This window comes from Mesorhizobium sp. B2-2-4 (genome assembly GCF_006442375.1).
GTDB lineage: Bacteria > Pseudomonadota > Alphaproteobacteria > Rhizobiales > Rhizobiaceae > Mesorhizobium.
This window is the reverse complement of record NZ_VFWB01000009.1, coordinates 116,139-129,869: the sequence shown is the minus strand read 5'-3', so window position 1 is coordinate 129,869 and position 13,731 is coordinate 116,139. Positions and strand designations below refer to the sequence as shown.

Annotated in this window: 9 protein-coding genes; 3 read left to right on the top strand and 6 right to left on the bottom strand. The window is 60.7% G+C overall.

The features are described from left to right. Nucleotides 1–158: 158 nt before the first annotated feature. Together FJ959_RS23050 and FJ959_RS23045 are read left to right on the top strand one after the other, a co-directional pair. A complete protein-coding gene (locus FJ959_RS23050) occupies nt 159–1,265 on the top strand; it encodes an OmpA family protein (protein ID WP_140632253.1) in 1,107 nt (368 codons plus the stop codon). Nucleotides 1,266–1,284: 19 nt separating this feature from the next. Beyond that, nucleotides 1,285–2,529, top strand: coding sequence for a caspase domain-containing protein (locus tag FJ959_RS23045; RefSeq protein WP_140632250.1), 1,245 nt, complete (start codon nt 1,285–1,287; stop codon nt 2,527–2,529). Nucleotides 2,530–2,585: 56 nt separating this feature from the next. Here FJ959_RS23045 and FJ959_RS23040 read toward each other — a convergent pair whose 3' ends face one another. Then, nucleotides 2,586–3,095: a hypothetical protein gene (locus tag FJ959_RS23040; protein WP_226880417.1), complete on the bottom strand. Its 510-nt coding sequence runs from the start codon at nt 3,093–3,095 to the stop codon at nt 2,586–2,588. A gap of 259 nt (nt 3,096–3,354) precedes the next feature. Here FJ959_RS23040 and FJ959_RS23035 point away from each other — a divergent pair, with 259 nt between their 5' ends. Next, complete coding sequence (locus FJ959_RS23035) at nt 3,355–3,888, top strand: OmpA family protein (RefSeq protein ID WP_140498307.1); 534 nt, start codon at nt 3,355–3,357, stop codon at nt 3,886–3,888. A gap of 68 nt (nt 3,889–3,956) precedes the next feature. On the opposite strand, the gene FJ959_RS23030 is transcribed toward FJ959_RS23035, so the two are convergent. The 5 genes from FJ959_RS23030 to tssM all read right to left on the bottom strand — a co-directional run bounded on the left by FJ959_RS23030 (nt 3,957) and on the right by tssM (nt 13,714). Continuing rightward, nucleotides 3,957–6,287, bottom strand: coding sequence for a M23 family metallopeptidase (locus tag FJ959_RS23030; protein WP_140632398.1), 2,331 nt, complete (start codon nt 6,285–6,287; stop codon nt 3,957–3,959). Next, nucleotides 6,284–6,691, bottom strand: coding sequence for a DUF1036 domain-containing protein (locus tag FJ959_RS23025; protein ID WP_181165311.1), 408 nt, complete (start codon nt 6,689–6,691; stop codon nt 6,284–6,286). The genes FJ959_RS23030 and FJ959_RS23025 overlap by 4 nt, the downstream gene beginning before the upstream one ends. 104 nt (nt 6,692–6,795) lie before the next feature. Beyond that, nucleotides 6,796–9,222, bottom strand: coding sequence for a serine/threonine-protein kinase (locus FJ959_RS23020; protein ID WP_140632247.1), 2,427 nt, complete (start codon nt 9,220–9,222; stop codon nt 6,796–6,798). Next, the gene (locus FJ959_RS23015; protein WP_140581123.1) at nt 9,222–10,001 is read right to left on the bottom strand and encodes a protein phosphatase 2C domain-containing protein; all 780 of its coding nucleotides are present in this window, start codon (nt 9,999–10,001) and stop codon (nt 9,222–9,224) included. The genes FJ959_RS23020 and FJ959_RS23015 overlap by 1 nt, the downstream gene beginning before the upstream one ends. Before the next feature lie 158 nt (nt 10,002–10,159). Next, nucleotides 10,160–13,714 carry a type VI secretion system membrane subunit TssM gene (gene tssM / locus FJ959_RS23010; RefSeq protein WP_140632245.1) on the bottom strand — a complete coding sequence of 1,185 codons (3,555 nt, stop codon included), beginning with the start codon at nt 13,712–13,714 and terminating at the stop codon, nt 10,160–10,162. Nucleotides 13,715–13,731 lie beyond the last annotated feature (17 nt).

Here is a 13,731-nt window from a genome sequence, read left to right as displayed (position 1 = left end):
CTCAGGCAAGGTGCGGTATCGTGATGCCGGGATCGCGGGCTGGCCAAACACACCAACCGGGATGCTCGCCAATTGGCAGCAAGTGCTCTATGCTCTCTGGAGACACCGCATGGTCGTGATGTCGATACGGGGTTCTGTTGTCGTAGGCAGGGGGAGCCATGTTCGAAGTTCTCGGAGTCTGGCGCAAAGCACGGTCAAGAAGCAGAGTCGCCGCGAAGACGCTTGGCTTGATCGTTTCGTTGTTCGTGTTGTTTTTGCCCGGACTGGGAACGGCGAACGCCCAGACGAACTGGGCGCTCGATCCGACCGCTTCGGTCCTCACCTATCAGTCGGTCAAGAAGAACACGATCGTCGAAACCAACAAGATCAGGAATATTTCCGGCAGCCTTACTTCGACCGGCGACGCCAAGGTCTCCTTTGACCTCAACTCAGTCGATACCGGGGTCGACCTGCGCAATGTCCGGATGCGGTTCCTCTTCTTTGAGACCTACAAGTTTCCAACCGCCGAACTGACAGCGAAAGTGGATCCGGCGGCATTTGCCGACCTCGCCACCAAGCGACGTATGAAGGCGGTTCTTCCATTCCGTCTCAACCTGCATGGGGTCGACAAGGATCTTGAGGCCAACGTCGTGGTGACCATGGTCAGCGACACCATGGTGTCGGTTGCCTCGGAGGCCCCTGTCGCGGTGCATGTGGAGGACTTCGGTCTATTGCCCAATGTCGACAAACTCCAACAGGCGGCCAGTGTGACCAACATTGTTCCCACCGCATCGGTGTCGTTCGATTTCGTGTTCACGGCCGACGGGAGCAAGCCGCTCCCCGCCCAGACCGTTGCGGCAAGCACTGAGGTCGGGCCCGTCGCCACCGATGCGACGAAGACCAACTTCAACGATGAGGAATGCCTCAACAGGTTTGCGGTGCTGTCCCGTACCGGGGCGATCTATTTTCGCCCCGCGAGCGCGCGGCTCGATGCCCAAAGCCGCCCGCTCCTTGCTGAGGTCGTCGGTGTCGTCAGCAAATGCCCAGGCCTAAAGGTCGAAGTTTCCGGACACACCGATGCCGATGGACCGGTTGCAGAGAACAAACGCTTATCGGAGCGCAGGGCCCAGGCAGTGGCCGACGCCATTGTTGGGGCGGGCATTCCGCGCACGCAGATCACGGCGACCGGCTACGGCGAGGAGCGCCCAGTCGCCGGCAACGACACGCCGAAGAACAAGGCGCTCAATCGGCGGATCGAGTTTTCCGCCACCAAGCTCGTCAACTGAGGAAGGATCTGTTGTCCCGGTGGGTTTCGATCTGATCGCCCGTCGCAGTAGCCTTCTGCGCGCAATCGGGCTCGCGGCAGTTGCGCTGCTTTTCACTTTGACGGCAGCCGATGCCGAGCGCCGTACAGCGCTGGTGCTTGGCAACTCCCAGTATCAGCACGCCCCGGCACTCGCCAATCCGGTGCGCGACGCCAAAGCCATGGCCGAAAGCCTGAAAGATCTTGGTTTTGAAGTCGTTTCCGGCTTCGATCTGACCAAGTTGCAGACCCAGACGACAATAGCGCAGTTCGCAAAGCAGGTGCGCGGGGCGGACATCGCGCTTTTCTTCTATGCGGGCCATGGCTTGCAGGTTTCAGGCAGCAACTACCTTCTTCCGATCGATGCCGCCCTGGAGGACGAGACTTCGCTCGACTTCGAGGCGGTGCCTGTCGATTTCGTTCTGCGACAGATGTCTCGCGAGACCAGCATAAGGCTTATTTTCCTCGACGCCTGTCGCGACAATCCTCTAGCCGAGGTGCTGGCAAAGACCGCCGGCGTCAGGGGAGCAAAAAGCGGCCTTGCGGAAATCTCGATCGAGAATGGCGGTGCCGGTACGCTTGTCGCGTTCGCCACCAGTCCAAATCAGGTCGCCTACGACGGATCCGGCAAACATTCGCCGTTCACCTCGGCGTTGCTTGCGCACATTGGCGAGACAAATGTGTCCATCACTGAGGCGATGAACCGTGTTACCGCCGATGTGTTCAAGGCAACCGCTAGCAAGCAGCGCCCCTGGAGCAACGTCTCGCTGACCACCGAGGTCGTCCTGCACAAGGTTGATCTCAACGCACCGCTGATCGTCGGTGAGGCGGGCGTTCCCCGACCGCAAGGCGGCTCGGATACGCGCAATGCCACTGCTAATCCGTCGAGCTCCGCCAATGACGCCCAACTCGCACTCAATGTGCTCCGTCAGAAAATCCCAAAACTCGCCTCTGACGACCCGATCTTTTTCGACGTTCCCATCGATTTCGGTGACCCCGAAATCGATGGGAAGAGTATTGCGGAGCTCATAAAAGGCGAGCCACGCTTCAGTCCGGTGGAGGGCCTCGACAATTCGGTATGGCAGGGCAAGCACTGCGACGGCTGCCATGAGTGGAACGAGACCCGACTGTGTGATCAGGCGAAGAATTTCGCCGCCAACGATGTCTCCGTTCTGCGCTTGCAGCATCCGCTTGGGACACGCTTCAAGGTGGCGCTCGCCAAATGGGCTCAAGGCGGTTGCAAGTAGGCGGGACGGAGGGCGTCCTCCAGTTCTGTGGGAGCCGGTCCTGTGGGCGAGTGCCCCTAAGATGCATCCGTTGACTGGTGGAGGGCCTCGATCTCGGCCATCTGGATACCGATTTCGACGAACGCCGACAGCACCGAGAAGCGGTCCACGAGCGCCACGCGTGCCAGACCGGCCAGAATTCCGGCATTGATTGCATAGGCAGCAGGAGAAGGCTGCAAATCCAGTGCCGGCATCGCGGCCACGGCTGACCGATCTTCACGCGATCCCGCAGCTAGGATAATCCAGCCGACCGGGGTTGTTGGCGATTTTGCCGCGGCGGCTCTGACGTCTGTTCGATGGCGGGGGCTGTCGGGTTCGCTCACCCAGTCGCGGACAAGACCGAGCAACCGGTGATCGGTCTCATCGAAGAGGTCGCTCAGATGGCTTAGGCATTCGTGGGCCCACCAGACCGCGGCCCGCTCGGGAAGCAGGTAGGCGCAAAATGTAATCGCTTCCTCAGGAATGCGCCCGGCGAGGAGGTCGCGGCAAAACGCGATCGAGTGCTGTTCGGTCGGAGGAGTGCGCATGTCCCTGGTGATAGCGGGACAAGCTGCGAAAAGATCCCGTGCCGTTTTGAATCGGAGCCCATGGGCCATGAACGCCGCGCTTTCATCGAGGAACTTTGGCCACTCAAGCCTCAGGCACGGCGCGGGTCAAGTCTCAAGCCGTGCCACGGCCAAAACAGTCGCGATGATCGCACCTCCAACGTTTGGCCACAGACAATTGCGCTGGAATTTGATATGTTCGCGATCGATCAAAATCGGATACTCAAACAGGAGGAGCGCTATGCAGTGGAGTCGTTCAGCCTTTGTGTTGGCGGTCGTGTTTTTCTCGAACCATGCTTCCGCCGATCCGGCTCGGAAATCAGAAGACATCGTGAAGTTTTTTGCCGGCGCAGCCGATCTTGGCAAATCTCGAGGAATTTGTGTCGGTTCCGAAGAGGAGTGCAACAAGAGCAACACCAATGGGCAGCAGGAAGGCAGATCCAACCTCGACATGCTGATCAATTTCGGGCTGGATTCGGCCCAACTCGACGCAACCGCGCGCGCTGAGCTCGAAGAGTTTGCCAAGGCTTTGAAAGACAACCGGCTGAGCACGTTCAACTTCGTCGTCGAAGGCTACACCGATGCGACGGGCACGCTGCGCTACAACGAAGGTCTGTCACAACGAAGAGCGAAATCGGTGGCAGCTTTCCTGACGGCCAGCGGTGTCGAGGCCGCGCGCATCAACGCCGTCGGCATGGGCGAGAAGAACCCTCGCAACGCCAACCCGTACGATCCTGCCAACCGCCGCGTGGAAATGCGGATAAAAACGCAATAACCGTCGAAACTGCGCGGCAAACCGAGGGGGAACCCTTCTGCGCAAGAAACTCATGCCAGACCTGACGCTCAGAGCGTATTTGGGATCGAGCCCATGAGAGCAGTGATGGCCTGTTTGTATTTTTCGAACTCCGGCGACGTCTGACGGATTTCGGTGGTCGTTGTCTGTGACCCGGCGTCGGTTGCCAGATGAGTCAGCTTCTGGCCCATTTTTCTTTCGGCCCAGTCCACCACGTAGCTGGCTGTCTTGCCGGTGAGGAACGGGTTGGCCTGGATGACGGCCGACCCCAGGACAGCGCTCAGCTGCGCCGAACCTGATGCCGACAGAACCTGATGCGCGCCTTCCATTCCAAGGAAGTGACAGAGATAGAGCCGGCCGGCCGTGATTTGGTGGCCGCGCTGGCGCAGGTAGGCCTCGCCTTCGCGCGCCAGGTTGCGCACCATCTCTCGCGAGATCGTGGCGTCGTAGCGCAGGGCGAGTAGGTCGTCGGTCGACAGCGTGCGTGCAAGCTCCGGGCGGTAGGTATTCATCATCCTGATCCAGGTCTTGGTTATGAACTGGCCGGCGCCCGTCGCGGAAGAATTAGGATTCTTGGCGCGAGCGCTACCGCCACTTTCGACGTGAACGATGCGCTCGGTGAGCGTTTCGACCGCGGAATCGTTCGATGCGACCGCGGTAACCGTGCCCAAGGGGTCGATCGCCTCGCCGTTTTGGTAAAGCTCGAAATGCAGGTGAGGGCCGGTCGATAATCCGGTGGTGCCGATATAGCCGATGACGTCGCCTGCCTTGACCTTGGTGCCGACGCCGGCTTCGATTGCAAATTTCTGCATGTGCGCATAACGCGTCTCGCGGCCGTTTTTGTGCAAGATCTTGACCAGATTGCCGTAGCTTCCCCCATCGCCCTGGAAGGTGATCTCGCCATCGAAGGCGGCTGCGATCGGCGTGCCGACGGGTGCCGCCCAATCGACGCCCTTATGGATGCGCACGGTCCCCAGAATGGGGTGCTTTCGTGGTCCGAAGGTGGAGGTCATGACGCCATTCACCGGCGTGACCATGCCGTTGGTGACTGTCAGCGAGCGTACCTGATCGTCACCTGTAACACACGCAAACTGGCCGTCGCTTTGCTGGAAGACAAAACAGTCGAGGCTTTTCTCGCTCCCCTGCACGCCCACATACAGAACCCGTCCCGCGCCCTCGTCCTTGCCCCTGGGCGTCTGTGAATAGATCATCACCAGACGCTGGTCCTCGCTTGCAAAGGCGTCCAGATCCTGTCCTCTCGAAAGATACATGATCGCCTCGCCGATCACGCCGGTTGGAACATTGTTGCGGGCTGCCGTCGAATAGATGGCGTCGAGCAGACGATACTGTCGTTTATGCGTACCTTCTTCCTGTGCGCCCGAATAGTTGAACAGATCTTCGCGAACCCAGGGATCAACACCCGACACGAAGGCGCCCGCGCCGTTGCGCGTCAGCGTGCCGACGAACAGGTTCTTGGCGTAGATCGAAACCTGCATCAGGGACATTGCGCTCGTGTCGCGCGTCGGCCTGAACCCTCGCATCGCAACGACGTAACCCGCTGCCAGGCCGTCCCGGTGGAAAAGCGCGCTCAGGGCCTCGCCTGCCAGCTTGGCATCCTGCGCGGAGAAGTGCGCATCCAACGCTACGCTGTCCAGACTGCGATCATTGAGAACCTTCACGAACGTGTCTTCGGTCGCCGCGAATCGCTGGTACTCATTGGTGACGGCTACGACGCTCGTGTTGTTCTCGATCTCGGTCTTCTGGAATGCCGGCAGGGCTGCATCGCCTGCATCGATCGTCTCACCCCATCCGGCTTCGGGATCGTCGCTGTCGGCTTTCTGACCGGAAGCCGCTTCAAGTTCCCTGGCGGGAGGCGAGGGTTGAAGATCGTTCTCCAGATCGCCCGATGGCGCGGCAGCGGTTTTTCGTTGTGCTTGGAAGAATGCGAAATCCTCCTGCGTCGATGGTATCGTCGTCATGAATTTTTCGCTGGCGCTCAGCATGACGTCTGACAGGACTTCGAGCTGGGGAGAAACGTCGGCCTGATCGAGTTCTGCCGGACGCGGGACCACTCGGCCTTTGGTTGCGGCGCCGGCATCTGGCGCAAGGGTGATCCACATCGGGTCCCCCGCCAGATCGATCAGCGCTGGCACGTAGACGGATGCGTCGGCCGGCACATCGTCCGCCCCCTCGACTGCATGCAACTCCTCGTCTTCGTCGCCGAATGCCCAATAGTCCGCGGTCAGGTAAAAACCGGCGGCCACGCAAAGCAGCACAGCCGAGGTCAAACCCACCATCAACCTACGCCATAGCGTGCGCCTGCGAAGGGCGGCGCGCGCCTGCTTCTTCTGTCTGAAGCTCGTGTCGATATGGTGTGTCACGGATTGCTTGCGGTCAGGAAGAAGGTCCACCGCACCTGTTCGAGGGTGTCGACTTCCAGAAACCGGGCGGTGATGTGGCCGCGCTGCCAGCATTCGTCACTGCCGCGGATCGAGAAACGTCGCCGTTCGATGCACATTTCGGTCAATCCGGCGAGGATGGCATGACCAAACACGTCAGTTGCATAGATGTAGACGTAGCGGTTGGTCAGTTCCTCCCGGATAACGTTCACGCATTGGTTTGCGCCGATGGTCCACCATCCATCGGTCTGGTCCGCATTGTCGACCTTCTGGCCGACGGCGAGATTGACGACATCGAGTGTCTGATTGCAGACCGTGAACTCGGCTCGCGCTTGGCTGGACAACAGCAGGGCGAGGGGAGCGCCCAAAATGATCGCGAGTTTCATGCGCGCCCTCGGGGCAGATAGGGCTGGAACCGGACCTGCTGCTTTTCGGGCAGGGCAGACCAAGCGGTCAAACACCAGCGGCGGCGTTCCATGCTAGGCCCACGCTATCCGCCGAGCCGGAAATACTTGGCAGTGGCTGAGAACCGAGATCCGTCGGTCTCGACTTCCTCGATGATTTTGGGCAACAGCGCCGAAGCTGGCGTGGGATCGGAGAAGGCAGCCGACTGAATGTCGCGAGGGCCCGTGATCACCAGTATTATCTGCGGCACGGACTTTCCAGCAGCCTTATCGGCCGTGCCGAGACCAATCGGGATCCTGAAGGTCGCCTTGTCCGACCCCGTGACGATGCGGTCGTCGAGATTGAACACCATGCCTTTGTGGTCGATCAGCAGAACGCTGGAGATGAGCCCTCTGCGCGTTACCAATGTACCGCTAATCGGCGTACCGTTCGGCACGGATGTTCGGTCGAGAACAAGCTGCGGCTGGTCGGCCGCGGTCTGTCCCAGAAAGCGCAGAAAATTGGTTACCTCGCATTGGCTTGGCTCAATGAGGCGGACGCTGATGTCTGGCTCGACATGGAATTTTGCCTGGAAATCGCCGAGCATGCGTTCGAATGGCTGGACGGCCGTGCCAAATCCTTCGATTGCGGCGGCCTTGTCGGTAGCAGATGTGACGGCGGCATAGAAACAGTCGCCGCCGCCGAAGGCGCGAACCCAGGCGACGCGTTGAGCGATATCGTCGACCGCCGGGGGGATCGCTGGTTTGGGCACGTTCAACGCTACAACGCGTTGGTTCGGCTGCTTGCCTGTCGGCAATGCAGAAATCTGGCTGTTGCCGTTGGCATCCACCGCTGGACCTGCATTCGATTTCAGTTCCGGGATTGGGGCGGCCGGCGGGCTGGCCCGTGGTTCGGGCTTTTTGGTCTCGACAACCTCCGTCTCAGCCGGCGGCGGAGTTTGGACCGTTTCGGCTTCTGGCGGGGTTGGAGCGGTCGTAGCGGGTGAAGTCGGCTTTTGCCTATCGCTGGCCGTCGTGTCGGGCTGGATTGCCGGCGATGCCCTTTCGGGCGGCGGCGCGTTCGTCGCGATTGGCTTCGGCGGCGCCTCGGTTCGTAGAGGTATGTCGACGGGCTTGGCCGACGGCAGTCTTTGAGCTGCCACAGCATGTGGCTTATCCTCGGCGGGCGGTGTGCCGGCCTGCGTTTCCGGCTGCGCCGGCGGAACAACCTTTGGCGGCTCGGGCGCGTTCGCTACATCCTGCATAGCGGCGGGCTGTGACGTTTGGGGCGTGGGCTTTGCTGGCTCTGCCGCGGAAAGCGACGTCTTGCCGACAGTCGGCGTCGCGGGCGTCATGACGCCGCCCAGATAAAGGCCGCCTCCAGAGGCCACGGCTAGCGCCGCCAAGGCACAGAGCGCGATCGTTCGGGTCCTTGTGGATTTGCCAGGCACCTCGGCCATGGCCGTACGTGCAGCGCCGAGGGGGGGCGGGCGCGGCGGTCCAGACAAATGCGCGGGCCGCACATGCTGGACGAAGCGCGGCCTACCTGAACCCGTCGCGTCTGCGTCGTCGTGCCGCTCGACCTCATTCTTGCTGGCTGGAGCAGCGGCTTGCCCTATCGGCGGCAAACCCGGCCTAACGCGGGGTGTGAGGGAAGTCGGCGGGATTGTCTCCTCGTTGTCGTCACGTGTCATCCTGGCGATTTCGGCCATGCTGACGGGCCGGTCTCGCGGATCCGGTTGAAGCATGGCTTCGACAATGCCGCGAAAATCGTCATCGATATCGGAGAGATTAGGCACGGTCCGGCGCTTTTCAATGACTTCGAACTGCGAGCCGCTCATATCGACCGGCTTGCCGCGCAAGGCGGCAACCAATACCAGCCCAAGGCTGTAGATGTCGGACTGCTCTCTGACGTCGCCGCTGTAGAGCCCGAGTTGTTCGGGCGAAACATAGTTGTACTTTCCCGCGAACCTTCCGCCTATCAGGGTCTCTCCGCCCACCGTCGCCGAGCGTGCGATGCCGAAATCGATGATCTTCGCACGGTCAACCCGGTCCCCCGGCAGAATAATGTTATCCGGCGAGAGGTCGCGGTGTATTGCTCCGGCCTGGTGCACGGCGCTTAGACCGGAGGCGAGGCGATGGCACAGCTTTCGTACCTCTCCCGTCGGCATCGCCCCACGTCGCATGATGTCGAACAACGACGCTCCATCGACGAATTCCATGGCGAGGTAGGGACGACCGATCCCCGGATCGATCGTGAAGACGTGATAACGCACGACCGCGTCATGCGACAGGTGGTTCAGGATAGTTGCCTCTTTGCGAAACAGGGACAAGATCGTTTGGTCGCGCGCGAATTCCGGCAAAACGATCTTGATCGCGACATGGTCGCCGGTCTGGATGTTGTGGCCCCGGTAGACTTCGCCCATGCCCCCGAATGCGATCCGCTCGTCAAGTTCGTAGATACCGCTCAGTTGCGTGCCCACGGCAGTGTTGGCCGCGCCTGGCGATATCCGCGTCTTGTCGTCGGCGCTCATCAGCCCCGCCCCCGCGCTTTGTACAGAGCTGGACGGGGCGACTGGCTATCGTATCCGCCCGCGACCCTGACAAGCACGATGGTCACATTGTCTGTTCCGCCACGCGCCAGAACCGTTTCCAGCAGGTTTTCACACGCCGACTGAGGTGTCGCGGACACTGTCGCAGCCTTGATCTCGGCATCGGTGACATGCGCCGTCAGGCCATCGGTGCTCAGCACAAAGATGTCCCCCGGCAGGATTTCACCTTGCTGGAAATCGATGACAATCTCGTCGCTGACGCCGACTGCCTGCGTGATGACATTGCGGCGCGGCCAGGTGAGCGCTTCGGCTTCGGTGAGCATGCCTTTATCGATGAGTTCCTGAACCTCGGTATGGTCCTTCGATATTTGCGAGATCGAGGCCTCGCGGATCAGATAGACGCGGCTGTCACCAGCCCAGAGGCAGGCGAACCGCCCGTCTATGGCAAGCAGGGCGGCAAAAGTTGAGCCGATTGTTATCCCGCGAGACTGGGATATGCGGCGGATCTCGGCATTAGCCCTGCTCAGCCTGTCTTCGAAGCGCGCCCGAAGATCCGGTGCGGAGCTGGCAATCCCGATCGTTGCCAGATGATTGACGATACTGGCTGAAGCGACTTCTCCGGCGTCGTGACCACCCATCCCGTCGGCGACCAACCACAGGCCAGCCTGGGGCTCGACCAGGTAGTTGTCTTCATTGAGCTCCCGCACACAGCCTCTGTGGCTCACGCCGAAGCTTTCAATGGGAAGGGCGACATTGTTCAATTTGCCACCAAACGCTTCACCCAGCGTCCTCCGCGGCGCACCTTCGGGCGCGTTCGTGCCACTTTGCCACAGGCTCAAACATTAGAGTATCGAAAACTAAAATATGTGTGTGCCTGGTTTTGCGCTTCTGCGGCTTACTGCCCAGGATCATCTCAATCTCAGAACGCCTTGGGACAGGTGAACCCGGAAAGGGCCGGGAGCAGGAAGGGGTTGGTGCCGGACCCTGTCTGGATCGTGTAGGTGACGTCGCGCCCGCCGATCACGAAGCGGGCCTGCATGCTGCCCTCGTTGCCCGTGATAGCCGCCTTGCTCAGAAGCCGCGTCAAGGCCCACGGCCCTTCGAACGTGATGGCGGACTGGCGCCCCGGCATTTCTGGCGTCAGGCTGAGGCTCGCGGATGGGGTAGCCGTACCGGTCGGCCAAGTCACCGTGCTCGGCCCATTTCCGGTCTGGTTGCTCTGAACGGTCTGGCCATCGATATCAAGTACGGCCATGTCGGCATCGCCATGCAGCGAGAAGGGTGTAAAGGTGACGCTGACGGAGGGTACTGAAGCGCCCGATGGAAAAAAGGCAATGCGGATTTCCGCAGCCAACTGGAAGTCCTTCAAGGTCGATTTCGACAAGTTGCGTCCAAAGCGCGTATCCTGTTTCCAACGCCAGTCCTGGCCGGTCATGTCGATCAGCGAGGCCAGATTTTGTGCAAAGAACCGGTCCATCAGTCCGCCTGGGGCGAACAGCTTCGCGAAATCGGTCATGACGACATCCTCGGTGCTGCTCCCGTCGAAGGGGTAACGGCCGTTGATCGCTGCCTCGCAGGGGGCTGTGACCGTCTGGTCGAGTATCTGGTTCAAGTTTGTCACCGAGGTTTCGGCGACGTTACCTTCGAACTCATCTGCCGTCGTGTTGACCATCCGGCCGAGTTGCTTGGGCAGACGCGAGACATTGGCGCGAAGGGTGGCAATCTGTAGCTGCAGATTACCGTTGAGCCGCTCCACCTGCGAAGGAACTTCGGTGGCCAGTCGCAGGCTTTGATAGATGTCGCTGAAGTTCTGGGTTAGTGCGTCGATCGGGCGATGTCCGGTGGGCCCGTTCACCAGGACCTGGAATGATTTGAATCGCGCTTCAATGTTCGCGCCCGGATTCAAGTTCTGTACGTCAGCGGGCTGTGCGCCGGCGCGGATTTGCGATTTGCCGTTGGCTATGTGTATGCCGATACGGGCTAAGCCCTTGGCTAATTCTGCGGCGCTGCGTTGCTGGTTTTGAGCCGCGGATTCTGTCTCGGCGCCAGGACCGTCACCTGGGTCCCGTGTCAGCGCCGTCTCGTTGGCGATCGCCGAAAACAGCCGCTTTATCGGCGAATTGGGGGAGGCAGCGGCTGAAAGCGCGGTATAGTGCGGCTTGTCTGTCAGCATCGCCTTGAATTTCAACTGGTCGAGAACGCTGTTCCACGCCGCGGCGAACGCCTTGTCGTAGCGATCGAGAAGTTCCGGGCCGAGCCTGAGCAATTGCTGATCGATGTCGCCTTGCTCTCCGCCACCACCGAGAACCCACTGCTCGTCAACGAGCATCTGCGCAACGCGCGAGAGTTGGGCAAGGTAGAACCTGTTGAAGCCGGCATTGGTGTAGAGACCGGGAACACGAAGGTCCGCCAGATCGCTGCCATCGATACGTTCGAACAGCAGTTGCGCTTCGGGACCACCTTGCTTGGAAATGGAAAAGTCCTCCAGCGCCGCCGCGTAGATCGCCGACTTGATCAAAGCGGTCGCTCGATCGGCAAGGCTCATGCGTTCGAGAGAGCGTTGTGCGGCTTCAACAAGTGGCTGGTTCAGTTCGAAAACGGGGTCATAGGCGTCGTCCAAGGCGAGCATGGCGCGCAGGTGCTTTTCGAGGTGCGCTCGTCCCTCGCGGTTGTTTTCGCCCGGGTATCGGTTCTTTTCCCAATCTTGCTTCATCCAGGAAACGATCAGCGCGTCATCGACCTTCGGCGCTTTGCCACCAAGCATGAGGTAGATTTTCAACGGCTCGTAGAGTGCGGCGGGATCGCCCATCTTGGCTTGGATCGTTCGCTCGGCCTGGATCAGCAGGCGCGAGCGCAACATGCGTTCCAGGCCTTTCCGATAAGCGGTCCGGGACGCGGAAAGAAGTCTTTCCCGCTGACTGAGGCGGAACGTCTCCCCGATCGGTGTCGCTAGCTCAGCGGCTTCGAACCCGGCCGGCAGGTCGCGCAACTGGTCGAGCGGGCCGATGACGTTTTCAAGGTCCACATCGGTAACCGTGGCCGCCTTGAGCAGCTTTTCCGCCGTCGCGCGATACTGGCCCATGGCAACCGTTGCGGACGCGATCAGCGAGCGGTTGGCCGCGAAGCTCAGAGCGAGCGTACCGAGTGCGGCAGCAGCGATCAGCGCTATCGTACCGAGGCCGCCAAATCTGGCCACCGCCGCCCGCCTCGCAGCTGATTTGTCATACGAAACCCATCCGGATTCGGCAAAAATGACGTCCGTCAGCAGATCATGCAAAAAGAAGCTTTTGCCGGTTCCGGAAAGGTGCGGGCGGGAATTGCCCCCGAAATTGCGGCCGATTGCGCCCAGCACCTGATCGATGGGCGTTCCCTCTTGCGTGCCTGACGAAAAATAGAGTCCACGCAGGCTGGCGTTCACCTGGCTGCGGGACGGGTCGAATAGACCGGCGACAAAACTGGTAATGCGAGCCCTCAGCGCGCCGAACTGAGCCGGAAAGCCGAAGATGGAGATGCGCGTGACCGGATCAGCCTCTTCCTGGAGGCGGTCGGCCATCTCGTCCGCCAGTCGTTCCGCCAGCCCATCGAGTTCGGCAGGAGCCGCGGCGGCCATGTTCCTATCGCGCTCCGCCGTCTGGAATGTCGTGCCCCATACCTTGCGTCTGCGCGCCTCGTCGAAACCGCCGAAATAATCCGTGAACCCTGAAACCAGATCGGCCTTGGTGAAAAGCAGATAGACGGGAAACTGGATCTTCAGCGTCTCGTGAATTTCTCTCAGGCGGCTGCGTATCTCGACGATGTGGGCATCAAGCTGCTGATCATCGAAGCTCATCACATCGGCAAGGCTGATGGCCAGGATGACGCCGTTTATCGGTTGTCTGGTGCGGTACCTCTTGAGCAGTGACAGGAATGCGAGCCAGCTCTTCTTGTCAATCTCGGGATTGGAGTCCTGCGTCGTATAACGACCTGCGGTGTCGATCAGCACGGCCTGATCGGTAAACCACCAGTCGCAGGCACGTGTTCCGCCAACACCGGCCACCGGTTGGGCGTCCCCCGAACCGGCAAGCGGAAAATTCAGGCCTGAATTGACCAGAGCCGTTGTCTTGCCGGCACCCGGCGGGCCGATGACAACGTACCAGGGGATCTCATAGAGAAAGTTGCGCTTGCCGCTCGACCGTTTGAGCGCCGCCACGGCCTCATTCATCCGCGCTTCGAGCACCCGAGAATCGTCATCGCAGTCGTCATTGTGCGCAACGACGGCTTCGAGCGCTTTTTGCGCCTTCCTCGCTTTCCAGAAACGCAGCGCGTAAAAAAGCGCCAGCAGCGCGAGGATCACACCAATGATCGTCGCGCGCAGCCACCCAGGTCCGAGCGGCCGGATGTCGGCGAAGCGGATCAATGGCCCGCCAAACCACACTGCCGCGGCGAAGCCGGCCAGCGCGATCACGCTGAATATCCGCAACAGCCAACGCGTCATGGGTGGTTCCAGCGGGC

Coding starts and splice junctions, on each gene's coding strand:
- FJ959_RS23050 (WP_140632253.1), top strand. CDS start 159: ATGTTCGAAGTTCTCGGAGTCTGGCGCAAAGCACGGTCAAGAAGCAGA.
- FJ959_RS23040 (WP_226880417.1), bottom strand. CDS start 3,095: ATGCGCACTCCTCCGACCGAACAGCACTCGATCGCGTTTTGCCGCGAC.
- FJ959_RS23035 (WP_140498307.1), top strand. CDS start 3,355: ATGCAGTGGAGTCGTTCAGCCTTTGTGTTGGCGGTCGTGTTTTTCTCG.
- FJ959_RS23025 (WP_181165311.1), bottom strand. CDS start 6,691: ATGAAACTCGCGATCATTTTGGGCGCTCCCCTCGCCCTGCTGTTGTCC.
- FJ959_RS23020 (WP_140632247.1), bottom strand. CDS start 9,222: ATGAGCGCCGACGACAAGACGCGGATATCGCCAGGCGCGGCCAACACT.
- tssM (WP_140632245.1), bottom strand. CDS start 13,714: ATGACGCGTTGGCTGTTGCGGATATTCAGCGTGATCGCGCTGGCCGGC.